Source organism: Aeromonas sp. QDB11, from assembly GCF_027705265.1.
GTDB classification, from domain to species: domain Bacteria; phylum Pseudomonadota; class Gammaproteobacteria; order Enterobacterales; family Aeromonadaceae; genus Aeromonas; species Aeromonas allosaccharophila.
The window spans coordinates 1-22,241 of the sequence record NZ_JAPDBM010000033.1 but is presented as its reverse complement, the minus strand read 5'-3'; the positions used below and the strand labels follow the sequence as shown (position 1 = coordinate 22,241).

Genomic DNA, 22,241 nt, shown 5'->3' with positions numbered 1-22,241 from the left:
GAGACAGTCTCCCTGGTGTGCAAACGCCTGCTGCATCCTCTGGAGCAGATCAACCTGCAACTGATCCGGATCCGCAAACACCAGTTCAACAGCACCCTGCCCACCCCCTGGTTGCAGGATCTCAAAGAGGTGGCGATCTCCATCAACCAACTGGTCTCCGAACGCAAACGGGATCTGTTGCAACAACGGCTCAAGATCACCCAGCTGGGCAAACAGCTGCCACTGACCCACCCGCTGCCGCTGCAAGGGCTAAGCCCGTTACCGGAAGGCGGGCAACTGCAAAAATTTGTCTCAACTCAAGGGGATATCGCGCTCTATCAGCGCTTCTTGCCCAACCAGCCCCTCGGTGCAGACAGCGATCTCGCGACTATCCAGACCGCTCTGCAACAGTGGCAGCACTCCCATATTGAGGGGATCTTGCTGCCCCTCTCCCTGCTCAATCATCCGCAATGGTCAGAGATCGCCCCCCTGCTGAGCCAGGGACGCGGCAAGACTCTGGATTGGCGCTGGGATGTGGCCACGTTCCCCGCCCACGGCCAGTCCACATTGGCCGCGCTACAGGAACAGGGGTGTGAGCTCGCCTTCAGCGCCATTCCCCTCAATGCAGATACCTTCAATCAACTTGACCCGCTCAACCCCATCTTTATCAGCTGCCAGCTGACCGATGCGCCGCTCTACTGGAATCTGCTCTCCCAGACCATGCATGCCGCCGGTTATACCCTGCTGGCGGAATCGGGAGAGTGCCGCGACATCGACACACTGCGGACCTGGGGTATCGATGGTTATGCCAGGGAGGCGCAATCATGAAAAAGCTCGCCATACTGTTGCCCCTGCTGTGGCAACCCGGCCTGATGGCTGAAACCGTGACTATCGCCACCGGTGGTGAGCAGGGAATTTACCACCAGATAACCAAAGAGTTTTGCCGGCTGGCCCACGAGGTCGATGAACAACTTGAGTGCAAGCTACAAGCCACATCGGGTTCAATAGAAAACCTGCAGCGACTGAAGAGCGGCGAGGCCTCCTACGCCATGGTGCAATCGGACTGGCTGTATCAGGCCAGCAAGGGCTTGGGCCCTTTTGCCACGCAGCCGCAACCTGAGCTGCGCGCCCTGTTTGCCACCCATGCCGAGCCCTTCACCATAGTGATCCGTGCCGATGGCGATATCACCTCACTGGAACAGCTCAAGCTCGCCCCCATCGACATGGGGCTGAAGAGCTCGGGAACCCGCCAGACGGCGCTGGCCCTGTTCAACATCTTGGGAGCGAAAGAGCAGGACCTCGACCTGAAGAGCATGGCCAACTTGCCGGATGCGCTCTGCAGCAAGCAGATCGACGCATTTGCACTGGTGATGGGGCACCCTAACCGGATCGTGCTGGATACTGCCAAGCGCTGCCCCGTCAGCTTTCTTGCCATAGAGGGAGCCACCCGGGATCAGTTGCTCAAGGGTGTCAGTTACTACCAGCGCAGTCAGGTGCCCGCCCGCATCTACCCTGGCAATCTGAAAGCGACGCCAACCTTTGCCATCGCCGCCACCCTGGTCACCAATGCCGCCATGCCGGATACGTCTGTCTATAACCTGACCAAGGCCATGCTGACCCAGCAGACCAAGTTCAATGAACAGACTTATGGCTACGCCAATATGTTTCACCGGGCACGCAATAAAACCGGCCCGGTGCTGAGCATTGAACAGCATCCGGGCGCGGCGAAATATTTTGAGGAGTTGAAAGCGGCGGGCAAGCTATAGCTGACGACGGGGAGAGCGCAGTTGCTCGCTGGAGAAACGGGTCTTCATCGATGTCCACTGCGCCAACCGATCGGCACTCCCCGCCAGCGTCCCTTCCCGGCGTGACTTCATGATCCAGATGCTTTTGGCATCGAAGCTGTAAACGGGGATGAGATCGGTACGCTTGCTACCGGGCAGGATCCGGCTATTGATGTTGTCGAGCACCAGCGGGTCAGATTTGGGGGTCGGGAAGTAGAGCGTAACCATGTGAAACTGGTTGTATTTGACTGCCTTGACATAAGCCAGCCGCAGCCTCTTCTCATCCACCCCCAGCTCCATCAGGGTGTAGTACTTGGCGATGCTGTAATCCTCGCAATCCCCCCCGCGGGCACCGATGAACTCCAGCGGATTGGCCCAATAATCCTCATCCCCCCACAACCGGGGATCCTCGCTGTAGGTCAGATTGTTGAAGTAGTTGTTCACCAGCTCGATCTTCTGCTGGTCGGTAGTGCCCGCTCTGGGGGCCAGCAGGCGAGAGAATGCCTCGGCCCGCTGAATGGCGCGGCCACCATACACTTCCTGCAGCTTGGCCCGCAGCTCCGGACTGGCAATGTACTCGGAAAGACGCGATGCCTGCACCCTGGCGCAACATAGCGCCAGGGTGCAGGCCGGGATCAACAACCATTTCATACCAGACACTCCATGTCAGATGCTGGAGGTCAGTATAGTCCGTCCGGATGAGAGGCTCAGCCGGTGATCAGCGACACTGGGCGAATGCGTCAGCCAGTTGCTGCATGAATTGGGGATAACCATCCGGACCGAGCGGCACCTGTTCACCCACCTCATCCAGCAACAGCACCTTGGCGCCGGTATTGCGCGCCACCGATTCGATCACTGCCGGTGAGAATTGCGGCTCGGCATAAATGCAGCTCGCCTGCTTCTCTTCCAGTGCCTTGCGAATATCCACCAGCGTCTTGGCGCCAGGGCGACGCTCAGGGCTCACGGTGAAGTGACCTTTTGAACTCATGCCGTAGTGGCGCTCCCAGTAGCCATACGCCTCGTGGAAGACAAAATACCCCTTCTGGTTCACCGCCTTCATCTGGCCGGCAATCACCTTGTCCTTGGCATCCACCTTGGCATCAAATGCCGCGAGGTTGGCGTCATAGCGAGCCTGATTAGCCGGATCCAGCTTGCCCAATTCGCTTGCGATCGCCTTGGCAATCACCTTGGCCTGCGTAGGGCCAAGCCAGATGTGGGGGTCGACCCCTTCGTGATGATGCCCCTCATGGCCTTCATCATGATCATGGTCACCGTGCTCGTGGGCAGCGTGGTCATGATCGTGCGCATCATGATCATGGGAGTCATGGCTATCCTGAGTCGCGTAGTTGAACAGCGGCATCCCCTCAACCTGAGTCAGGGTCAGTGCATGGGTATGGTTGGCCAGCGGCTTGGCCATAAAGCCCTCCAGCTCGGGGCCGACCCACACCACCAGACCAGCACTGTTGATGCTGCGAATATCGGAAGGACGCAGGGAAAAATCGTGGGGAGAGGCACCGGTCGGCAGCAATACCTTGGGCTCGCTCACCCCGTCAGTGATCGCCGCGGCGATGAAGCCAAGCGGCTTGATGGTGGTCAGCACCTCAATGGCACGAACAGGCAAACTCACCGCCAGCAAGGCAGTGAAAAGCGCAATAATTCTCATTGATGAATCTCGTCAGGGGGTGAGTATGTGATAATATAACAGCCGCTTTTTGTTATATTATAACTCTCACTGGCTGTAAACCCCGGAGTTGTCATGAGCCAACTGGTAGAGCTGAAAGAGGTCTCTCTCTCGTTTGATGGACGCTCTGTGCTCGACAAGGTCTCCTTTACCCTCAATAAAGGCAAAATCACCACACTAGTCGGCCCCAACGGGGCGGGCAAGAGCACCCTGAGCAAGCTGGTGCTCGGCCTGCTCACGCCGGATTCGGGCAAGATCACCCGCAACCGCGACCTGCGGGTCGGCTATGTGCCCCAGCGCCTCTATCTGGATCCCACCCTGCCGCTGACGGTGCGCCGCTTCCTGCAACTGGGCAAAAACAGCCGCCTCTCCATCGAGGAAGCGCTGGCCCGGGTGGGCGCAGAAGGATTGCTTGAGAACCGGATGCAAAAACTCTCCGGTGGCGAGATGCAGCGGGTACTGCTGGCCCGCGCTCTGCTGGTCAAACCCGAACTGCTGGTGCTGGATGAACCGGTGCAGGGTGTGGATATCAACGGCCAGATCGAGCTTTATGCCCTGATCGGCAAGCTCGCTGCCGAATTTAACTGCGCCGTGCTGATGGTCTCCCACGACCTGCATCTGGTGATGGCCAGCACCCACGAGGTGATCTGCCTCAATCGCCATGTCTGCTGTCATGGCGAGCCGGAGAGCGTGGCGCGCCACCCCGAATTTGCCCGTCTGTTCGGGCGACCGGAGCAGGAGGTGCTGGCGGTCTATACCCACCATCACCACTGCGACGGCGAACACCATCATCATGAACCGCAGGCTCCCGTCATCCGCCTGCCTTCTCGCAACAACGCTCACAGCAAATAGCGCAAGCAACAGGACATTCAAGTGGACAGCTTTCTGTTATACGCCCTCGCAGCCGGTCTCGGCATCGCCATGCTGGCCGGCCCCCTCGGCAGCTTCGTGGTATGGCGCAAGATGGCCTATTTTGGCGACACCCTCTCCCATGCCTGTCTGTTCGGCATCGCACTGGGCATCCTGCTGCAGGTCGATCTCACTCTGGCGGTGGTAGTCTGCTGCCTCGCCATGGCGATGCTGCTGGTGATTATGAGTCGCAACCAGCAGGTCGCGACCGATACCCTGCTCGGCATTCTGGCCCACAGCGCCCTGTCCCTCGGTCTGGTCACCTTGAGTTTTATGGATAACGTGCGGGTGGATCTGATGGCCTACCTGTTTGGTGACCTGCTCTCGGTCCAACCGATGGATCTGCTCTGGATCTACGGCGGTGGCGCGCTGGTGCTGCTCACCCTGTGGCGGCTGTGGGATCCCCTGCTCTCCATGACCATCTCGGAAGAGCTGGCGCGGGTAGAGGGGATCCGGGTCGATGTGCTGCGCTGCGTGCTGATGCTGCTGATCGGGCTGGTGATCGCCGTGGCGATGAAGTTTGTCGGCGCGCTGATCATCACCTCCCTGCTGATCATTCCCGCCGCCACCGCCCGCCGTTTCAGCCAGACACCGGAGCAAATGGCCGGCTTTGCTGCGCTGATCGGCTGTCTCGCCGTGCTGGGTGGATTGACCCTCTCCTGGTATCAGGACACTCCGGCAGGCCCCTCGGTCGTCGTCTGTGCTACCACTCTTTTTGTTCTGAGCCAATTCAAGCGCGCTTGACCCTCAAGTATCCTGATAGCGGTGGTTTCTTCAACGCTATCAGGACACTCCCCAGAACAGCCCCTCGGTGGTGGTCTGTGCCACCAGCCTGTTTGTGCTGAGCCAGTTCAAAAAAGCCTGATAACCCGAGCAATTACAGCGGCATGCTCTGGCGTGTCTCCATCATCAGCCACTGGCGCAACCGGCTGATGGCGGGCTCATGGGCCCGCGAGCGCTTGCAGGTAAAGTAGAAGGCATCCCCCGTCTCCAGCTGGTGTACCGGCAAGGCCACCAGCTGGGGATCATCGGGCCGCAGCATGTAGTCATTCACGAACGCCACCCCCTGATCCCAGGCCGCCGCCTCCATCGCCAGCAGCACATGGCTGAAGTGGTGCATCCGCGCCTCGTCCGGAATAACCAGCCCACCCGCCTTGGCCCAGCGCTGCCAATCCTCGCCCCGCGCCTTGTAGATGGACTGCACCGACAGCAATGGCAACTGCCAGATGGCCTCAGGCCACTCCCCACTGACCTGCTGCAACAGACGGCGGCTGCAGACCGGAAAGAGCCGCTCCTGATAGATAAGATCGTGACAGTAGCCACGCCCGTGGGGCGACACAGTGATAAAGCAGTCCGCCACCCGATCGGAGAGTTCGGGGTCTTCCGCCACCATCTCCAGACTCAAATCCAGCTCGGGGTAGAGCTGGCGCAATCCGGCCAACCGCGGGATCAGCCACTTCACCGCAAACGAGCTGTAGACCGCGAGCCGGACTCGCATCTCGCCACCACCGCGCAGTTGCTCGCTGCTCTGGGCAATCTGGCTGAGCCCGGCGGCAATCCCCTCGAAGTAGCTCTCCCCCTGCGGCGTCAGCGAGAGCAGCCGCCCCTGACGCAGCAGCAAGCGCTCACCAAGAAAATCCTCCAGCAGGCGGATCTGGTGGCTAACCGCACTCTGACTGACGTTCAATTCAAGGGCTGCGCGGGAGAAGCTGAGCAGCCGGGCGACCACTTCAAAATATTGCACGGCACGAAGAGGTGGCAGCTTCATTATCTAAATATCTCATGGGTGGTCATTTTTTATCATTTTACTGGATAACGGCCCCCGCGCTACCCTCCCCTCATCTGAAATGGGAGGTGGTATGAATGCAGTAGGGATCGGCATCCTTTATCTGGTGCTGGGCAACATGGTGGCGGTCTTTTCCGATGCACTGGTCAAGGTACTGGAGCCGGATCAGCCCATCTTCCAGTTTGTCTTTTTTCGCCAGCTCTCGGCCGCCATTCTGCTGATGCCCTGGCTGCTCTGGTCATTGCGCCGCAACCCGCCGGTGGCCATCAAGTGGCACCTGCTGCGGGCTCATATCTGGGCGGTCGGTGTCTGCCTGATGGTGGTCGCTCTCACCCGCTTGCCGCTCGCCACCGCCAATGCCCTCTTCTATGCCGCACCGCTGATGATGGTGCCGCTAGCGGTGTGGATGGCAGGGGAAGCGATCTCGCGCCAGAAGGTACTGACCGCACTGCTCGGCTTTATCGGGGTGCTGATCGTGCTGCGCCCGACCGAGGTGAACTGGGCTGCACTGGCGGCGCTCGGGGTGGCGCTGTCGATGGCGCTCAACAACCTGCTGATCAAGCGGATCCCGCTCAAACAACCCATCGCCCAGACCCTGTTTTTCACCAACGTGCTGAGCATGCCCTTCATTCTGGCGCTGGCATTGTGGGAAGGGGGCGACTGGCAGTGGCAGATGTGGTGGCCCGCCTTCGGCTCCTCGGCGCTGATCATGGTCTATGCGGGATTGTGCGTGGTGGCCTATCGCAAGGCGGAGGCGAGCAAGATCGCCTCGGCGGAGTACACCGGCCTGTTGATGGCGGTGGCCATCGGGGTGTGGCTGTTTGATGAGCAGCCGGGCCTGCCGCTGCTGCTGGGGTGCCTCTGCATCATCTTGCCGCTGGTTGCCATGGCCCGCAGCAAACCCAAACTGCTGGCAGAACCGGCTGTTTAAGCGCTCAGGGTCGTTCCAGCAAAGGGGCGACCCTGTGCTCGAGATGAGGGACGATCTCATCCTCGAACCAGGGATTCTTCCTGAGCCAGAGGGTATTGCGCGGTGAAGGGTGCGGCAACGGCAGCCAGCCGGGGCCATAGTCGGCCCAGCTGCGCACCGTTTCGGTGAGTGACCCCCTGGCCGCCCCCCGCAGGTAGTAGGCTTGCGCATACTGGCCGATCAGCAGGGTCAGTTCGATATTGGGCAACAGCATCAATACCTTGTCATGCCAGGTGGGCGCACATTCGGGGCGCGGCGGCAGATCGCCGGATTTTCCCCTGCCGGGATAGCAGAGCCCCATCGGCATGATGGCGATGCGGGATTCGTCATAGAAGGTGGCTTTATCGACCCCGAGCCACTGGCGCAGCCTGTCACCTGAGGGGTCATCCCACGGGATACCGCTGGCATGCACCCGGGTGCCGGGCGCCTGACCGATGATCAGCAGCCGGGCACTCTCGGCCCCGCGGATCACCGGACGAGGCCCCAACGGCAGATGAGCCTCGCACAGACGGCAGGCCCTGATTTGCTCAAACAACGTATCGATTTGCTGCATGATGTTGATAGTACCAGCATTTCCCTGTTTTCCCTCTTGTGGAAACAAGGCGCGCCCCCTACTATCGCCATGGGTGTTTAATTTAATAAACGGACAATAATGAAAAACTGGCTAGGTACCGGCACCGCGACCCTCTCCTTCATCCTGTGGGGGATGCTGCCGCTCTATTATCAATTCATGCCAGCGGTCAACATGTGGGAGCTGATCTCCCACCGGGTGCTCTGGTCTGTGGTGCTGCTGGGCGTCCTGTTTCTGCTGCTTGGCCACAAGGTGCCCTGGGCACAACTACGCAGCGAGCCGCGCCAGCTCGGCCTCATTCTGCTGGCGGGCCCTGTCATGTCCATCAGCTGGTGCATGTTCACCTGGTGCCTCACCACCGGACAGGTGCTGACCACCAGCCTCGCCTTCTTTATGACCCCGCTGTTCAATATCGTATTCGCCGTCATCTTCCTCAAAGAGCGGCTCACCCCGCAAAAACATCTGGCGGTCGCCCTGGCGCTGGCGGGGCTCGCCTACATGCTGTTCTGCTACGGCCAGCTCCCCTGGTTCTCCCTCATCATGGGGGCCAACTTCGCCTGCTACGGCCTTATCAAGAAGAAGATCCACTACGACACCGGCACCAGCCTCTATCTGGAAGCCATGGTGCAACTGCCCGTCGCGCTGATCATCATCGGCACGCTGGCATGGCACGGGGAAGGGGCATTCGTGAACGGGGATCTGGCCGACAAGCTGCTGCTGATGGGCAGTGCGCCCGCCACCCTGCTGCCGGTGGGGCTGTTCTGCTACGCGGTGGCAAGAACCCGGATGAGCACGGTGGGGTTGCTGCAATATATCGAGCCCAGCCTCGCCTTCCTGCTCGCCATCTACTGGTTTGGTGAGGCGCCGGACCCCATCAAGACGGTCGGCTTCGCCTTCGTCTGGTCGGGCTTGCTGGTGAGCCTGCTACCGCTGCACCGGCTCAAGCGCCGCCCTCAGGGCGTACCGCGATAGGACTCCAGTATCTGGTGCCAGCGGGGATCCCGGTCCATCTGCTCGGCGATATCGTTGAGACGAGCATGGAGATCGGCACGGGATCTGGGCACCAGAATATGGCGGGTATAGCTGGATTGGGGAAAGGGCGAGACAAACAGCTTGCCCTCATAGGCCGGGACATGGGTGAAAAATGCGAGGGCCGACCCGGGCACCAGAGTCACATCGATGCGCCCGCGCACCAGCAGATCCAGATTGATCTTCACCTTCTTGGCATCGTGGCGCACCAGCTCCCCCCCGGCGGCCGCCTCATCGATCCCCTGATAGCGATAGCCCTCCACCCCGCCAAACACCAGCCCCTTGAGAGAGTCTGGCCCGCGATAGGTGATCGACTTGTCGATGCTCGAGATCAGCTCGTTGGTGTCGCGCATCACCGGAAAGGTCCACAGATAGCGCTCGCGTTGGGGATCTCCCACCCAGGCGGGATTGACCCAGACCACCAGACCGTCGAAGTCGGGATCCGACATCTCCAGCGCCAGCCGGGCGCGATTGACCAGCCAGAGCTCGATCCTGGGTTCCCCCCCCAGCTTTTCATTGAGATACTTGACGAGCTCGTGGCTCAACCCAGCCTCTCCACCGGTATTGAAGGGCGGATGCTGATGGTAATCGTAGAGACGGAGCGTCTCCCCCTGAGCCGGGACCGACAACAGTAACCACAACCAGAACCAGACTCTCATTGCACCTCCTTGAGCTGCTTTGAGTTTGGCACAGAGAAGTTGAATGAGAGAGTCCGCGACAACCACACCCGCGCCGCAACCGCCCGAACCCTCCCACTGGTCTGTCTATATGGTGCGTACCGCCAGCGGCCTGCTCTATACCGGGATCAGCACGGACCCACTGCGCCGCCTGCGCCAGCACCAGAGTGGCAAGGGCTCTCGCGCCCTGCGCGGCAAGGGACCGCTGACGCTGGTATGGCAGCAGGAAGTCGGTGAGAAGGGGGCGGCCCTGCGCATCGAATATCGCCTAAAGCAGCAGCCAAAATCCTTCAAGGAGCAGCTGATCCTGAACCCTGCGCTCTGGCAGAGCTGGAGCCCCCAGTGGTTACCCGCAGCCACCCGGCCTTGAGGATGACAGGCAAAAAAAGGCCACTCAATGAGTGGCCGAAAAGGGGAAATCAGGGAGCTCCACACAACGTCTTGCACAACCTCAGGCGGGTTAGAGGTAGGTATTGGAGCGCTTGCTGCGGTTGCTGATCAGCCAGCAAACCGCCAGCACCAGCAGCAACCAGGGGGCCAGCTTGATGATCAGAGCAAGCATGCCGCCCAGCGCCCCAAGCAGCACAAACAGGCCGCTCACCAGCAACATGGCCACCAGGGTAAAACCGGTCAGTGCCATGACCAGCAGCACCACCAGCAAGATGAAAAATTCCAGCATAACTTGCTCCTTATCAGTACCTTGTCTGCCGGCTGGTCAACCCTTCGGTCAATCCAGCCAGCGCTTCAATTCATAACGGGGCGGCATCACCAGCACCGCCAGCAGATAGGCGGCCAGTGCCAGCGGCGGCATCAGGATCAGGGCGAGCAGTGCCACCACCCGCACCGTGACTCTGGAGACCCCCAACCGCTTGGCAATACCGGCGCAGACCCCGGTCAGCTTGCGATGCACCAAATCCTTGGGCCAGGGGCTCATGATTACACCTCCGCCTTCTGGCCTTTGAGGCGAGCCAGCTCGCGCTCGATCTCGTCATTGAGCTCCAGCTCGCGGAACTGGGCCTCCAGCGAGGGATTCTGCCCCAGAGTGGCCGCCTCCAGCTGGGCTTCCAGCTGATCGACCCGGCCCTGAAAACCGTCAAAACGGGCCATCAACTCGTGCATGCGCTGGTTGTCTACCTGAGCACGGGCACGAATGCGGCTGTGGGCCGTCTGCTCGCGCAGGGTCAGCAGTTTCTGCTTCTCGCGCGCCTCGGTCAGCTTGGCCGCCAGTCGCTCACTGTCGGCGGTGAGCTGGGCCAGCACCTCGGCCACCCGGGCCTTGTCCTGCTCCAGCTGTTCACATTTCTTGACCTCCGCCAGCTTCTCGGTGAGGGCGGCACGGGCCAGATCCTCACGCCCTTTCTGGATGGCGAGCTCGGCCTTGGCCGACCACTCCAGGATCTGCGCCTGCAACGCCTGCTGGTGGCGCTCCAGCTGTTTCTGTTCGGCAATCACCCGAGCGGCCTGGGTACGCATCTCGACCTGCACCTGCTCCATCTCTTCGATCATCAGGCGCAGCATCTTTTCCGGCTCTTCACTCTTGTCGAGCAGGCTGTGCAGGTTGGCATTAATCACGTCGGTCAGGCGGCTGAATACGCTCATGGTCTGGCTCCTTGTTGATGGGATGGCTATCTCTTCCCATTGCATTACAAGAGCCGTGCCAAGAAAAATTATTGTTGTTTTACATATAGATGGGAATTTACTGAGGAAATTCAAGAAGGGGTTGTTGGTGAGAATAGCCAACCAGTTGGTGATTTTCACCAACAAAAAAGGGAGCCGGAGGCTCCCTTGTCGATTCAGCTGCGCTATCTATCAGGCGGCGTGGCTGTGGCCCAGCTTGCTGTCCAGTTCGGCCAGCTTGGCCTCCATCCGGGCACGGCAGGTGTCGGAAAGATCGCGAATGCCGCTGGCACCGTGCTCCTTGCTGCAGACCGGCGCCATCACCTCCACCAGCACTTCGCCATTGTCCCAGCGATTGAGGTCGATCTGACCGAAGTAGCTGGAGCAGACGATGGGCACCACCGGCACTTCAGCCTGCACCGCAGTGTGGAAAGCGCCCGCCTTGAACGGCAGCAGGCCGCGCCCCTTGGAGCGGGTCCCCTCCGGGAACATCCAGATGGAGGTGCCGCGATTCTTGATGCGATCCACTACCTGACCGATGGTGCCGATGGCACGGGAGCGGTTGGAGCGGTCGATCAGCACGTTGCCGGAGAGCCAGAAGATAAGGCCGAACAGCGGCAGCCAGAGCAGGCTCTTCTTGCCTACCGCCACCACACCGGGCTGCACCGCACCGGTCACGGTGAAGATGTCGAAGTTGCTCTGGTGGTTGCAGACGTAAACCGCCGGGCCGACCGATTTGACCTCATCGGCTACCGTCACCTTGACTCGCAGCCCGATCAGCGGACAAACCGCGTGATACATGCGGGCGAAGACATAGACGTTGTTGGGATGACGCGGACGAACCAGACAGAGCAGCAGGCCGAACAGGAACCAGAAAATGAGCAGCAGACCAAGCAGCAGCACACGGGCAATTTTGAGCATCGAACACCTCGAGTTTTAACTCGGCGCAGTATACTGATCCCCCTTTTAGCGAACAAGCGTTCGCCAGACAGAACTGACCACCCCGCATCGCGCATATGGTCTTATCGAATCCCGCTGACTTGCCCCTGACATTATTGATCGATAGGATATGCACCATTCAACAGGGTAGGGCGAGCATGATTTTGCGACAACGCGTGGCGACAAGACTCCTGCTGCTGGTCTGCATTCTGGTGCTCAACTGTGCGGCCCAGCCGCTGGCCCGGCTGGCCCAACTCGATCAGGCCCTCAGCTGTCAGGCACTGCCTGTGCCAAGCGCGGCGGCGGATCAAGAGGATGCCAAACCGGCCAGCCCGCAGCCCACCAGTTGCCAGCTCAATGGCAAGTGGCTGAGCGCCGCGACCCTGCTCTGCGTTGAACAGATCTTCTTTGCCATCGCCTTCGTGATTGCCCTGCTGGCGCTGCTGGCGCGCCGCTCACCCGCGTTACCCCCACCTCGGAACATATCTCCGCCTGAACGGCGACTGCATCTTACTCTCTGTGTCTGGCGAGAATGAGTTAGCCGCGGTTTACACCACCCTAACTTCCATTTTCAAGAGACAGAAAAATGTCAAACATCATCAAGACGGCCCTGTTGATAGGCGGTCTGCTGTGGCAATCCATGGGATTGGCCAGCGACACCGGCTGGCTTGCCAGCCCCCAAAACGATCACGCCAAAGTGCGGCTGCAAGCCGACTCCAGTGATCCCGCCCAAACGCGCGTGCTGCTCAGCCTGGAGCTCGAATCCGGCTGGAAAACCTATTGGCAGAACCCGGGGGAAGGCGGCATTGCCCCTGAAATACTCTGGGATGCCCCGCAAGCTGCGCAGCAGTGGCATTGGCCCGTACCGGAGCGGTTTGAGGTCAGCGGCATCTCGACCCAGGGCTATCAGAAGACCGTCAGCCTCCCCATCACGCTTGCCCACAGCCGCCGCGAGGCGCTGACGGGCACCCTGCGCCTTTCAACCTGTAGCAATGTCTGCATCCTGACTGACTACCCCTTCACCCTGGCGCTGGATGGCACTGCGCCGGAAGGGTTCGACTTTGCCTACGCCCAGGCGATGAGCAAGCTGCCACAAGCCATGCCGGAGACCGTCATCCTCAAAGTGGGTTATCAGCAAAACCAGCTGCAGCTGACGGCAGACAACCCGCAGGGCTGGCAGGATCCGCAGATTTTCCTCCAGCGGCTGGAGGGCGCCGAATTTGGCAAACCCGAGCTGGAGGTGCAAGACAACACCCTGATCGCCCGCATTCCGGTCAGCGATGGCTGGCAGGGCGATGCGCCCGACATCCGTAACCAGCCACTCGGCTTGGTACTGGCCAACGGTGAACAGGCTTGGCAGAGCGAACTCGAGATAGGTGACCCGCTGACCCTGCCGAGTCAGGGCCACTCGCTGCTCTGGCTGCTGGGCGCCGCCCTGTTGGGTGGCCTGATCCTCAATCTGATGCCCTGCGTGCTGCCGGTGCTGGCACTGAAGCTGGGATCGGTGTTGCAACTGGAAACCCGTGAGCGCCGCCCGGTTCGTTTGCAATTTCTGGCGGCCAGCGCCGGGATCATCGCCTCCTTCTGGATGCTGGCGGCCATGAGCACCCTGCTGCGCGCCACGCAAGGCGCCGTCGGTTGGGGCATCCAGTTCCAGAGCGTCTGGTTTATCGGCTTTATGGTGGTGGTGACGGCGCTGTTCTGCGCCAACCTGCTGGGGCTGTTCGAGATCCGGCTGCCCAGCAATCTCAGCACCCGCCTCGCCACCAGCGGCGGCAACGGCCTCGGCGGCCACTTCCTGCAGGGGAGTTTCGCTACCCTGCTCGCCACCCCCTGCTCGGCCCCCTTCCTCGGCACCGCGCTCGCCTTTGCGCTGGCAGCGCCGCTCGGTCAGCTGTGGCTTATCTTCACCGCGCTTGGCCTCGGCATGAGCCTGCCCTGGCTGCTGATCGCCGCCTTCCCCCGTCTTGCGCTCTGGCTGCCGAAGCCGGGCCGCTGGATGGGGCGACTGCGCATGCTGCTCGGCCTGATGATGCTGGGATCCAGCCTCTGGCTGCTCAGCCTGCTCGGCAACCATGTCGGCCAATTCTGGATGCTGATCCTGATGGCGCTGATGCTGGCCGCCCTGCTGCTGGCCGTCGTGTGGCGCCATGGCATTCGGGGCGTGACCCTGGGGTTGGCGCTGGGCTGTTTACTGGGCGGGGCCCTGCTGCTGGGCGGCGCCTTTACGATGGAAGGAAAGCCCCAACGAGATACCGTCAACTGGCAGCCGCTCACGGAGCAAGCCATCCAGAATGCGCTGGCCCAGAACAAGCGGGTTTTTGTCGATGTCACCGCCGACTGGTGCATTACCTGTAAAGCCAACAAATTCAACGTACTGCTGCGAGATGACGTACAAAACGCGCTGAGCGCCCCCGATGTGGTGGCCCTGCGCGGTGACTGGAGCCGCCCCTCTGCCAGCATCGCCGACTTCTTGCGCCAACGCGGTAGCGTGGCCATTCCCTTCAACCAGATCTACGGGCCCGGCCTGCAGGGTGGCGAGATCCTCTCGCCCCTGCTGGACCGCCCGGCCCTGCTTGCCACTCTGGCGCAAGCAGGCATTGCCACTTCTCAAGGAGACACCAAATGAAATCAACCCTGAGCGCCCTGCCCCTGCTGGCCTCTCTCTGTGCAGCCCTGCTAACTCCGGCTCTGCACGCGGCCCCCTTCACTGCGGAGCAGGAGGCCCGCATCAAGGAGCTGATCCGCGAGACCCTGATCGCCAACCCCAAGATCCTCGACGAGGCGGCCGAATCCTGGGAAAAGCAGAACGCGGCCGCCCAGCAGGCGCAGCTTGGCAACTTCATCAAGGGCAACAAGGATGTGCTGTTCAACAGCGCCACCAGCCCGCGCTTGGGCGCCAGAAACCCCAAGCTGACGCTGGTGCTGTTCACCGACTACAACTGCCCCTACTGCAAGCAGTTCGATCCCCAGCTGACCAAACTGCTCAAGGCCTATCCGGATGATCTGGGGCTGGTGATCAAGCTGCTGCCGTTCAAGGGGCAGACCTCCGCCAAGGCGGCCCAGTACAGTCTGACCCTGTGGCAACAGGATCCCGCCCGCTTCCTCACCCTGCACGACAAGCTGATGAGCAAGCAGGGGATGCTGACCGAGGCAGACATCAACAAGGCGCTGGCAGCCACCGGCAATGTGGCGCTCAAACCGGAGGGCAAGGCGACCGAGGAGCTGCGCAACAGCCTGCGCATCGGTACCATTCTGGGGGTACAGGGCACCCCGGCGACGCTTATTGGCAACCAGCTGGTGCCGGGCGCCATCCCCTATGAGGAGCTGGAGCAACTGGTGCAAGCCGAACTGGCCAAGCAGGGGTAAGGGATGACAACAATCAATCCTCAACCCCGCTGGCGACGCTGGGGCAAGGAGGCGCTCTGGCTGCTGCTGATGGCGCTGGTCATTTCGACGTTGCTGGACCTGTGGCGCAGCCCGACCTTGCCTGAAGGGGCGATGAGCGCCCCCGTCACTCTGCAGGATGGCACCAGCACGGATCTCGCTACCTTAAGTCAGGGTAAGCCACTGCTGGTCTACTACTGGGCCAGCTGGTGCGGTGTCTGCCGTTTCACCACCCCGACCGTGCAGCAGCTCTGGCAAGAGGGTGAAAACGTGCTGACGGTGGCGCTGCGCTCCGGCAATTCGGAGCAGTTAGGCAAGGGGATGAGCAAGAAGGGGCTCACCTTCCCGACCCACAACGACGAGTCGGGAGAGCTGGCCGCCAAGTGGCAGGTGGGAGTAACCCCGACCTTCCTCGTCATCAAGGATGGCAAGCTGGTGAGCAGCACCACCGGCTGGAGCTCGAAGTGGGGCTTGCGGCTGCGGCTCTGGTGGGCATTGCTCTAGCCACACCACATCGTTGCATTCAACATGGCCATCCCTACCGGATGGCCATTTTTTCATCGCCTTCCCGTGCGCGGCCCTTGCACTGGCCAGACCGACTGGCAACAATAGACGCTCAACTGACACCTCTTCATCCCGCCCCTTAATTCGTCGCCCAATTCATCGCTTTGGGGGGCCGTTTCCGTTAAAATGACGGGTTTTTGCCGTGCCTGGTTTGCCAATCCCAACCATCAGGCACCCGCAGTGTGAATCCGATGATGCCAGTGATGCAGGATCTGCCATGAACAACTACTTTCGGGTGCTGGGCGTCAAGTCCAACGCCAACGAAAACGACATCAAAAAAGCCTATCGCCGGCTGTCGAACCAGTACCACCCCGATAAGCTGTTAGGGGCGAGCGAAGAAGAGCGAGAGCTGGCAGCCATCAAGCTGCACCAGGTAAAACAGGCCTATGAAGTGCTGTCCGACCCGAAGCAGCGCGCCGCCTTTATCAAGGATTTCAACAACGTTATCGTGACCGATCCCGCTGCTGCCATGCAGGAGATGTGGGATCAGTTCTACCCCTGATGCCGACGCAGGAAAGAAGAGCCACTATGCAAAAAAAATGGGATCAGGCGCGGATCAAAGCGCTGATAAGTGACGCGAGCGAGAACATCGAATCCTACCGGGATCAGGATGACCCCAAGGCGCTGGAACAGTTCACCGGCCAGATGAAGACCCTGCTGCTGGCCGATATGAGCATGCTGGAGTTTATGCCCGAATACCTGCCGCTGGCCCTCTATGGCCGGGTGCAGTTCCCGGCAAAGACCAAGCCCGAGTGGAACAAATGGCTCACCGGCGGCGTACAACCCTCATGGGACGAATTCAAGGTGTCGGTGGCGTTCAACAATGCCGACCTGCCGCTGGTCAAGGCGGTGCGGGCCCAGAGCGAAGATCAGCTGATCGAAGCCTGCGCCGTGCTGTTCCAGCTCGACAACCCGCTGCCGCGCGGTGGCCGCCGTGCCGATGACGACTATGAGCTGCGTGACGACGAAGATGAAGACGGGGAAGATGCCGACGCCGACTACAACGGTGATGGTGACGACGACGGCGATCAGGATATGTACGACGAAGTACGTTTCTAATTGGGGCAACGCATGAACAACAGTCTGATAGAAATTACCGCCATCGAGATCAAAGAGCTGGCCGTTATCGAGCCGAAGCAGGCCAGCGAAAAGTTCGAGCTGATCGCCAAGACCATGTCCGATGAACAGCTGGGCGAAGTCATTGAACAGATCGATATCGTCACCCTGACCCAGATCAACGGCCAGCATGACATGTCCTTCCCCTCCATCATCGCGGAGCTGATGACCCCGGAGCGGATCCGCGACATCGTCTGCCAGCAGCCGCTCTACTGGGAAGAGGCGATCAAGAACAACGCCGAAGAGCTGCAACAGCACACCTTCGACTTCCTCAACTACCTGATCCGCACCCAGGATAGCGAAACGAAGCAGCGCGAGATCCTCGAGTGCGTCGCCGATGATCCGGCCGGTCTCTTCTACCTCGCCATCCCCTTTATCGAGTTCTACCGTGGCGATCGCTACGAGGATGAAGAAGGCTTCCACGACCCCCTGCACGCGGAAGAGGAAGATCTGGAAGAGGCGCTCTCCTACAGCAACCGCCAGCAGAGCGAAGATGCCCACGACTACGCACTGGATGACCCGCGCAGCCTGCTGATGCTGATCCGCGAGCTGGCCCCCGAGGTGGAGAAATCCATCAAAGCGCAGCTGCGCAATGAGCACTCCAGCTGGGAAGGGATCATCAACAAGTTCGCCAGCGAGCTGGTGATGCAGGCCAAAGAGAAGAACAAGGTCGAGGACGAGTACGCCGAAGTCGACGACATGTTCAGCTTTCTGGATTGAGGAACCCCGCAATGCAACTAGTGATACGCGACGTCAATCAAGGCCCCTTTCTCACTCAGGTGCTGCGCTTTGGCCGCGAAAACGAACGGCTGACCGAACAGCAGCTCGCCGCCATCAAAGGCAAAGCGGTGCTGATGAGCCTGAAGTTCGCCGACAAGTACTACAACAAGTACAAGATGCACCTGCTGGAGCAGGCTGCCCACGACGTGATCGGCGTGGTGAGCCTGGGCCTGCAGGAGCTCTCCCAGCGCGACACGGCCAAGGCGCTCGCCCTGCTGCAAGCGCCGGAAGGGCCCATCAAGCCGTTCCAGAAAGGGTGGTCGATGCTGATCTCCGTCAGCAGCAAGCAGCCCGGCGGCAACAACCTCTTTGGGGACGTGGATGCCCGCCTGCTGGACAAGATCTCCAGCCCGCCGGACGTGGAAGAGTGGCAAGGGTGGCAAGAGTACGAAAAAGCGCTGGCCGAGCATAACAAGGTCCGCCTGATGACCCTGCTGGATCAGCACTGCTTCGCCTGCGAAAACGACCACCCGACCATGGAAGACAAGCTGGCCGAAGCGCTGCTCTACCGCATTCTCTGCGGCAATGGCAGCGGCGCCGCCAAACTGAAGGTGAAGCAGGATCTCAAACGCAAACTGGCGCGGGAGATTGAGCTCAACGAGGCGTGGTACGACACCGACTATCTGGCCGCCCAGCTGGAGCGGCTGCTGGCGGAGCTGCCGGGCGAACTGATCGCCGGTCTGCGTCAGGATCTCAGCAAGGGGTTTGTCCCCAACCTGCTGCACACGCTGGGCTTTGTGCGCCAATACCAGCTGCTGCAAAAAGAGAACGCCTCGCCGGAGAAGCTCGACAACTTCGAAATGCGCGCCGGTCTCAAGCACCCGCTGCTCGGTTGGCCGCTCTACCACGACTTCTAAGGGGCGTTTTCGCCGCCATCCTCTCGCACCACAACCAGTCGCACCACAACGCCCGGCCCGCCGGGCGTTGTTATATCTGGCGACAACCACCTCCCCTCACCCTGGCCCTCTCCCAAGGGGAGAGGGAACAAACACCAGCCCCCTCGGGCCACCCTCCTCTTCCGATATTTATTCACCCAACGCCAAAAGATGAATAAACAACCTGCGACGCAACGGACGGGCGACAGCGGCATTTTGGGGCAATAAAGCGGGACACGGATCCCATTACAGCACCAGAATCAGCACCAAATAGCCGACCTGATCACATCAACCGCATGGTAAACCGGGCTGTGACCACAGCTCGTCCACGCATAAAGAGGCGGAATGGATCAATAAAAAGCAATTAATCGCGCCGGATTAAATTTAAGGTCTGGCAATTTGATCGGGCTGGTCGCTAAATGACAGACCAGCCTTGAAACCAGCATGGAAGCGCCAAAGGCTAGCCGGCAGCAGACCGGTACGCTCTCAGGATGAGTTGTGATTTTCTCTTCTCACAGGAGACAAACCGTGAGCGCTTCGACACCACACCCTCATCACGCCGCCGTCCCACCCGGCTCAGGCGCCCTGTTCTTTATCCAGACCTTCGCCACCCTGGGTTTTGCCGTGCTCTACTCCACCCTGGTGCTCTACGCCACCAAGCGGCTCGGCTTTAGCGAATCCCAGGCCAACGCCATGATGGGGATCTTCGGAGCCTTCAACTACGGCCTGCACCTGTTTGGCGGCTACCTCGGCGGGCGTTACCTCAGTAACCGCAACCTGTTCGTGATGGGAATGGCCTTGCAGGTGATCGGCTGCTACCTCATCGCCGAGATGGGCATCACCGGCCTCTACTGGGGGCTCGCCATGTTCCTCACCGGCAGCGGCCTCAACGTCACCTGCCTCAACATGATGCTGACCCAGCGCTTCGCCCCGGACGATCACCGCCGCGAGAGCGCCTTCCTGTGGAACTACGCCGGGATGAATCTGGGCTTCTTTATGGGCTTCTCGGTAGCGGGCTACTTCCAGCTCACCGAGGATTACCGCACCCTGTTCCTGTTTGCGACGCTGGGCAACATCATCGCCATCATCGCCACCTTCGCCTGCTGGCCGATTCTGGCGGATATCAGCACCCCGCTGCGCCATATCAAGGGGCGTGGTTTCTATCTGCGAATGCTCGGTGGCCTCGCCATTCTGGCCATGCTGGTGCCGGCGCTGCGCCTGCTGCTGACCCACGCCAGCTTCAGCGGCAGCTTTGTGCTTATCTTGGGGGCCGTGGTGCTGGTGCTGCTCTGCGTGATGACCGCCCGCCACCCGGACGCCGCCGAGCGCAGCCGCATGGTGGCCTACCTGCTCCTCGCCCTTGGCTCCCTTATCTTCTGGTCGCTCTACCAGCTGGCGCCCATGGGGCTGATGCTCTTCTCCGAGCACAACATCAACCTCAACGTGTTCGGGCTGCGGGTCGCCCCCCAGTGGATCCAGAACATCAACACCATTGTCATCGTCATCGGTGGCCCGCTGATGGCGCTGCTGTTCAAGCGGCTGCGCGAACAGGGGTGGAATATCGACATCCCCTCCCAGTTTGCCGCCTCGCTGTTTTGCATGGGGCTCGGCATGCTGGTGCTGCCGATCGGCATCCATCTGGCGGGGGCCGATGGGCTGGTCGCCTTCAAGTGGATCGCCATCAGCTATGTGCTGCAGAGTTTTGGCGAGCTGCTTATCTCCCCCATCGGTTACGCCATGATCGGCAAGCTGGCCCCCGCCAGCCTGCAAGGCTTGATGATGGGCTGCTGGATGATGGTGACCGGCGTCGCCTCTGTGCTGGCGGGCTATGTCTCCAGCGCCATGCCGCAGAATATCGGCAGCTCTCCAGTGGCCACCAACCCGGGCTACAGCTCGGTGTTCAATATGCTAGGCTGGGGTTCGCTGGCGGGCGGCGTGGTGTTGCTGCTGCTGGTGCCCCACCTGCGCCAGCTGATCGCCTCCAAGATCACCCCGCTACCGGCAGCGACCGCCATTCCTGTCTGATCGGGCTCGGGCCAGCCATTTCACCAGCCCCTGCCAGTGCGAACGGTTGAATCAGCAATGCTGCTGATAATGCAAAGGGCCCCGCCATCATGGATGGCGGGGCCTTTCTCTTTTGGCTGGATGGATGGCTCTTTTCAGGTTGGCAACCTTGCGCTTGTTATGGTGTTTACCCCTATCGTCGGCTCTCCTCACCCTCTCCCAAGGAGAGAGGGGATCTGCACCTGCCAACCTGAAGCCGTAGCTGTCACACTTCGCTGTCACGCCATACCACTGTCGCTATCAATGGCTGAGATCTGGGCTCCCTTCTCCCACTCTTTGCCATCGATAAGGGGAGAAGGGTCGGGGATGAGGGGGAGCAAGCCATCGACAAGCAGCAGAGCGTTAAATCAAGCAGGAGCACGTAGGGTCGATTAGCGCAGCGTAATCGTCCGCACCGCAATCTCGGTGGCTATGGACATAGAGAAGAGATCAGCTGGAGCACCGGCAGAATTACGGCAACCTGTTTTCGCGATCGTCTGATTACGCTTCGCTAATCAAACCTACGGCCATTAAAATAATAAGAACCATTACTTTAAATGACATTGTATTTATTTTTATTAAAACCACATTAACATTGAAAGTCATTCAATTAATTTACACTTATCACAAAGGGACTTGTTTGCACCCAACCAAATGTGTATGATATGTGCCCATACTGAATGATTTAGTTTCAATGCAATTTAAAACTAAGGCTGTATTTTGAAAAATCTCATTTTTATTTTCTTACTTATATTAACACAAAACACATTCGCAACTTCTCTGACACATATGCTACCTATTGCACCATTAAGTTATGATGTTATTAGCCAAATAGCTCAAGGGTATGAAGGTGTTGATGCAGACATTGAAATATTTAAGAAAAAATCTTTTGAATGTAATGGAGACCTTGACTGCCAAGCTAAAATAACAATACCTCTTTATGATAAGTTCTTTTTTGCTCATGGCTACTCTTACATGAAAACCATGCTTGAATACTCCCTATTTCTTTCAGAACTAAATCCATCTTCAATGCAATCAAACAACCGATATATACTACAAGCGATGGGGAGTTTAAATGAATTTTCTATGTACCCCATGTTATGTATAAAATCTGAAGTGTGTACCGAATGGCTTATTTCGCAAAACTACATGACTACTTCACAGGTAAAAGAATTTCATGAAATCGTAGCGAAATTCAAATAATGACATTCATGATATTATTTAACATCTGATGACAATCATCACTATTAAGGGTGCTTGCGCGCCATTTAATATTTATCTCCACTCCAAAAACTAACCTTGGACGCCTTGACAAGGTTAAGCAGGCGCTGATGGTTGGCCAGCAGAACGGCGGCACCCGGTTTTCGCGATTACCTGATTATACCTACGTCCCTTGCCAGGGCGAGAGCGTGAACATATTGTTAAATTGATGCCAGTTCAGCTAACCCAGCATCCAGTACCTTTTCCAGATATGGGCTGCTCATGCCCGCAAATTGCTGCTTCTTCCGCAAGCTTGCCTTACGGCTGGTTTCGG

Annotated in this window: 25 protein-coding genes and 1 pseudogene; 17 read left to right on the top strand and 9 right to left on the bottom strand. The window is 59.5% G+C overall.

Translation table 11 applies throughout. From position 1 onward, the window contains the following. Positions 1-6: 6 nt before the first annotated feature. Positions 7-807 (top strand): annotated as a pseudogene (locus tag OKC40_RS12520) (hypothetical protein); the annotation flags it as partial. After that, on the top strand, positions 804-1,745 hold the full coding sequence (locus tag OKC40_RS12515; protein ID WP_182938286.1) for a TAXI family TRAP transporter solute-binding subunit: 942 nt from the start codon (positions 804-806) through the stop codon (positions 1,743-1,745). The pseudogene OKC40_RS12520 and the gene OKC40_RS12515, both read left to right, overlap by 4 nt. Here OKC40_RS12515 and OKC40_RS12510 read toward each other — a convergent pair. Both OKC40_RS12510 and znuA read right to left on the bottom strand, forming a co-directional pair. Further along, positions 1,740-2,414 (bottom strand): transglutaminase-like cysteine peptidase, encoded by a 675-nt coding sequence (locus OKC40_RS12510; protein ID WP_182938287.1) that lies wholly within the window; start codon positions 2,412-2,414, stop codon positions 1,740-1,742. The genes OKC40_RS12515 and OKC40_RS12510 overlap by 6 nt on opposite strands. A gap of 67 nt (positions 2,415-2,481) precedes the next feature. Then, complete coding sequence (znuA, locus tag OKC40_RS12505; RefSeq protein WP_182938288.1) at positions 2,482-3,426, bottom strand: zinc ABC transporter substrate-binding protein ZnuA; 945 nt, start codon at positions 3,424-3,426, stop codon at positions 2,482-2,484. A gap of 93 nt (positions 3,427-3,519) precedes the next feature. Here znuA and znuC point away from each other — a divergent pair, with 93 nt between their 5' ends. Both znuC and znuB read left to right on the top strand, forming a co-directional pair. Further along, a complete protein-coding gene (gene znuC, locus OKC40_RS12500) occupies positions 3,520-4,296 on the top strand; it encodes a zinc ABC transporter ATP-binding protein ZnuC (RefSeq protein WP_182938289.1) in 777 nt (258 codons plus the stop codon). 21 nt (positions 4,297-4,317) lie between these two features. Then, entirely contained in the window at positions 4,318-5,097 is a 780-nt protein-coding gene (gene znuB / locus OKC40_RS12495; RefSeq protein WP_182938290.1) for a zinc ABC transporter permease subunit ZnuB, read from the top strand. 133 nt (positions 5,098-5,230) lie between these two features. On the opposite strand, the gene OKC40_RS12490 is transcribed toward znuB, so the two are convergent. Next, complete coding sequence (locus OKC40_RS12490; RefSeq protein WP_042656430.1) at positions 5,231-6,121, bottom strand: LysR substrate-binding domain-containing protein; 891 nt, start codon at positions 6,119-6,121, stop codon at positions 5,231-5,233. A 91-nt stretch (positions 6,122-6,212) separates the two neighbouring features. Between OKC40_RS12490 and OKC40_RS12485 the strand changes: the two genes are divergently transcribed. Then, complete coding sequence (locus OKC40_RS12485; protein WP_182938291.1) at positions 6,213-7,070, top strand: DMT family transporter; 858 nt, start codon at positions 6,213-6,215, stop codon at positions 7,068-7,070. 4 nt (positions 7,071-7,074) lie between these two features. Here the strand turns inward: OKC40_RS12485 and OKC40_RS12480 are convergent, their stop codons facing one another. Continuing rightward, positions 7,075-7,662 carry a uracil-DNA glycosylase family protein gene (locus OKC40_RS12480; protein WP_182938292.1) on the bottom strand — a complete coding sequence of 196 codons (588 nt, stop codon included), beginning with the start codon at positions 7,660-7,662 and terminating at the stop codon, positions 7,075-7,077. Positions 7,663-7,761: 99 nt separating this feature from the next. Here OKC40_RS12480 and rarD point away from each other — a divergent pair, with 99 nt between their 5' ends. Next, entirely contained in the window at positions 7,762-8,652 is an 891-nt protein-coding gene (rarD, locus tag OKC40_RS12475; protein WP_182938293.1) for an EamA family transporter RarD, read from the top strand. Here rarD and OKC40_RS12470 read toward each other — a convergent pair. Then, positions 8,634-9,368 carry a substrate-binding periplasmic protein gene (locus OKC40_RS12470; protein WP_182938294.1) on the bottom strand — a complete coding sequence of 245 codons (735 nt, stop codon included), beginning with the start codon at positions 9,366-9,368 and terminating at the stop codon, positions 8,634-8,636. The two genes, rarD and OKC40_RS12470, sit on opposite strands and share 19 nt — an antisense overlap. Positions 9,369-9,411: 43 nt before the next feature. On the opposite strand from OKC40_RS12470, the gene OKC40_RS12465 reads away from it, so the two are divergent. Beyond that, a complete protein-coding gene (locus OKC40_RS12465) occupies positions 9,412-9,756 on the top strand; it encodes a GIY-YIG nuclease family protein (RefSeq protein ID WP_182938295.1) in 345 nt (114 codons plus the stop codon). A gap of 90 nt (positions 9,757-9,846) precedes the next feature. Here OKC40_RS12465 and pspG read toward each other — a convergent pair whose 3' ends face one another. The 4 genes from pspG to OKC40_RS12445 all read right to left on the bottom strand — a co-directional run bounded on the left by pspG (position 9,847) and on the right by OKC40_RS12445 (position 11,924). After that, positions 9,847-10,065 carry an envelope stress response protein PspG gene (gene pspG / locus OKC40_RS12460; RefSeq protein ID WP_005335871.1) on the bottom strand — a complete coding sequence of 73 codons (219 nt, stop codon included), beginning with the start codon at positions 10,063-10,065 and terminating at the stop codon, positions 9,847-9,849. A gap of 48 nt (positions 10,066-10,113) precedes the next feature. After that, the gene (locus OKC40_RS12455) at positions 10,114-10,320 is read right to left on the bottom strand and encodes a PspC domain-containing protein (protein WP_068979015.1); all 207 of its coding nucleotides are present in this window, start codon (positions 10,318-10,320) and stop codon (positions 10,114-10,116) included. A 2-nt stretch (positions 10,321-10,322) separates the two neighbouring features. Next, complete coding sequence (gene pspA, locus OKC40_RS12450; RefSeq protein WP_019446683.1) at positions 10,323-10,985, bottom strand: phage shock protein PspA; 663 nt, start codon at positions 10,983-10,985, stop codon at positions 10,323-10,325. A 210-nt stretch (positions 10,986-11,195) separates the two neighbouring features. Beyond that, the gene (locus OKC40_RS12445) at positions 11,196-11,924 is read right to left on the bottom strand and encodes a 1-acylglycerol-3-phosphate O-acyltransferase (RefSeq protein WP_058052338.1); all 729 of its coding nucleotides are present in this window, start codon (positions 11,922-11,924) and stop codon (positions 11,196-11,198) included. Positions 11,925-12,100: 176 nt separating this feature from the next. On the opposite strand from OKC40_RS12445, the gene OKC40_RS12440 reads away from it, so the two are divergent. The 10 genes from OKC40_RS12440 (at position 12,101) to OKC40_RS12395 (ending at position 21,910) form a co-directional block, all read left to right on the top strand. Next, positions 12,101-12,478, top strand: a complete 378-nt coding sequence (locus OKC40_RS12440) for a hypothetical protein (protein ID WP_182938296.1) — start codon at positions 12,101-12,103, stop codon at positions 12,476-12,478. Between the two features lie 50 nt (positions 12,479-12,528). Next, positions 12,529-14,571, top strand: coding sequence for a protein-disulfide reductase DsbD family protein (locus OKC40_RS12435; protein WP_182938297.1), 2,043 nt, complete (start codon positions 12,529-12,531; stop codon positions 14,569-14,571). Continuing rightward, positions 14,568-15,311, top strand: coding sequence for a DsbA family protein (locus OKC40_RS12430; protein ID WP_182938298.1), 744 nt, complete (start codon positions 14,568-14,570; stop codon positions 15,309-15,311). Before OKC40_RS12435 ends, OKC40_RS12430 begins: the two co-directional genes overlap by 4 nt. 3 nt (positions 15,312-15,314) lie before the next feature. Continuing rightward, a complete protein-coding gene (locus OKC40_RS12425) occupies positions 15,315-15,833 on the top strand; it encodes a thioredoxin domain-containing protein (protein WP_182938299.1) in 519 nt (172 codons plus the stop codon). Between the two features lie 277 nt (positions 15,834-16,110). After that, positions 16,111-16,395, top strand: coding sequence for a cold adaptation protein ActJcold adaptation protein ActJ (gene atcJ / locus OKC40_RS12420; protein ID WP_033135738.1), 285 nt, complete (start codon positions 16,111-16,113; stop codon positions 16,393-16,395). A 26-nt stretch (positions 16,396-16,421) separates the two neighbouring features. Further along, the gene (atcA, locus tag OKC40_RS12415) at positions 16,422-16,952 is read left to right on the top strand and encodes a cold adaptation protein AtcA (protein ID WP_042061898.1); all 531 of its coding nucleotides are present in this window, start codon (positions 16,422-16,424) and stop codon (positions 16,950-16,952) included. Between the two features lie 12 nt (positions 16,953-16,964). Beyond that, on the top strand, positions 16,965-17,729 hold the full coding sequence (gene atcB, locus OKC40_RS12410) for a cold adaptation protein AtcB (protein WP_270795378.1): 765 nt from the start codon (positions 16,965-16,967) through the stop codon (positions 17,727-17,729). 11 nt (positions 17,730-17,740) lie between these two features. Next, the gene (gene atcC / locus OKC40_RS12405) at positions 17,741-18,646 is read left to right on the top strand and encodes a cold adaptation protein AtcC (RefSeq protein WP_182938300.1); all 906 of its coding nucleotides are present in this window, start codon (positions 17,741-17,743) and stop codon (positions 18,644-18,646) included. 546 nt (positions 18,647-19,192) lie between these two features. Next, positions 19,193-20,689, top strand: coding sequence for a peptide MFS transporter (locus tag OKC40_RS12400; protein WP_182938301.1), 1,497 nt, complete (start codon positions 19,193-19,195; stop codon positions 20,687-20,689). A 738-nt stretch (positions 20,690-21,427) separates the two neighbouring features. Beyond that, positions 21,428-21,910, top strand: a complete 483-nt coding sequence (locus OKC40_RS12395) for a hypothetical protein (RefSeq protein ID WP_182938302.1) — start codon at positions 21,428-21,430, stop codon at positions 21,908-21,910. Positions 21,911-22,241 lie beyond the last annotated feature (331 nt).

What these genes read in the sequence shown, in the direction of transcription:
- OKC40_RS12515 (WP_182938286.1), top strand. Translation starts at nt 804, where the DNA reads ATGAAAAAGCTCGCCATACTGTTGCCCCTGCTGTGGCAACCCGGCCTG.
- OKC40_RS12510 (WP_182938287.1), bottom strand. Translation starts at nt 2,414, where the DNA reads ATGAAATGGTTGTTGATCCCGGCCTGCACCCTGGCGCTATGTTGCGCC.
- znuA (WP_182938288.1), bottom strand. Translation starts at nt 3,426, where the DNA reads ATGAGAATTATTGCGCTTTTCACTGCCTTGCTGGCGGTGAGTTTGCCT.
- znuC (WP_182938289.1), top strand. Translation starts at nt 3,520, where the DNA reads ATGAGCCAACTGGTAGAGCTGAAAGAGGTCTCTCTCTCGTTTGATGGA.
- OKC40_RS12490 (WP_042656430.1), bottom strand. Translation starts at nt 6,121, where the DNA reads ATGAAGCTGCCACCTCTTCGTGCCGTGCAATATTTTGAAGTGGTCGCC.
- OKC40_RS12485 (WP_182938291.1), top strand. Translation starts at nt 6,213, where the DNA reads ATGAATGCAGTAGGGATCGGCATCCTTTATCTGGTGCTGGGCAACATG.
- OKC40_RS12480 (WP_182938292.1), bottom strand. Translation starts at nt 7,662, where the DNA reads ATGCAGCAAATCGATACGTTGTTTGAGCAAATCAGGGCCTGCCGTCTG.
- rarD (WP_182938293.1), top strand. Translation starts at nt 7,762, where the DNA reads ATGAAAAACTGGCTAGGTACCGGCACCGCGACCCTCTCCTTCATCCTG.
- OKC40_RS12470 (WP_182938294.1), bottom strand. Translation starts at nt 9,368, where the DNA reads ATGAGAGTCTGGTTCTGGTTGTGGTTACTGTTGTCGGTCCCGGCTCAG.
- OKC40_RS12465 (WP_182938295.1), top strand. Translation starts at nt 9,412, where the DNA reads ATGAGAGAGTCCGCGACAACCACACCCGCGCCGCAACCGCCCGAACCC.
- pspG (WP_005335871.1), bottom strand. Translation starts at nt 10,065, where the DNA reads ATGCTGGAATTTTTCATCTTGCTGGTGGTGCTGCTGGTCATGGCACTG.
- OKC40_RS12455 (WP_068979015.1), bottom strand. Translation starts at nt 10,320, where the DNA reads ATGAGCCCCTGGCCCAAGGATTTGGTGCATCGCAAGCTGACCGGGGTC.
- pspA (WP_019446683.1), bottom strand. Translation starts at nt 10,985, where the DNA reads ATGAGCGTATTCAGCCGCCTGACCGACGTGATTAATGCCAACCTGCAC.
- OKC40_RS12445 (WP_058052338.1), bottom strand. Translation starts at nt 11,924, where the DNA reads ATGCTCAAAATTGCCCGTGTGCTGCTGCTTGGTCTGCTGCTCATTTTC.
- OKC40_RS12440 (WP_182938296.1), top strand. Translation starts at nt 12,101, where the DNA reads ATGATTTTGCGACAACGCGTGGCGACAAGACTCCTGCTGCTGGTCTGC.
- OKC40_RS12435 (WP_182938297.1), top strand. Translation starts at nt 12,529, where the DNA reads ATGTCAAACATCATCAAGACGGCCCTGTTGATAGGCGGTCTGCTGTGG.
- OKC40_RS12430 (WP_182938298.1), top strand. Translation starts at nt 14,568, where the DNA reads ATGAAATCAACCCTGAGCGCCCTGCCCCTGCTGGCCTCTCTCTGTGCA.
- OKC40_RS12425 (WP_182938299.1), top strand. Translation starts at nt 15,315, where the DNA reads ATGACAACAATCAATCCTCAACCCCGCTGGCGACGCTGGGGCAAGGAG.
- atcJ (WP_033135738.1), top strand. Translation starts at nt 16,111, where the DNA reads ATGAACAACTACTTTCGGGTGCTGGGCGTCAAGTCCAACGCCAACGAA.
- atcA (WP_042061898.1), top strand. Translation starts at nt 16,422, where the DNA reads ATGCAAAAAAAATGGGATCAGGCGCGGATCAAAGCGCTGATAAGTGAC.
- atcB (WP_270795378.1), top strand. Translation starts at nt 16,965, where the DNA reads ATGAACAACAGTCTGATAGAAATTACCGCCATCGAGATCAAAGAGCTG.
- atcC (WP_182938300.1), top strand. Translation starts at nt 17,741, where the DNA reads ATGCAACTAGTGATACGCGACGTCAATCAAGGCCCCTTTCTCACTCAG.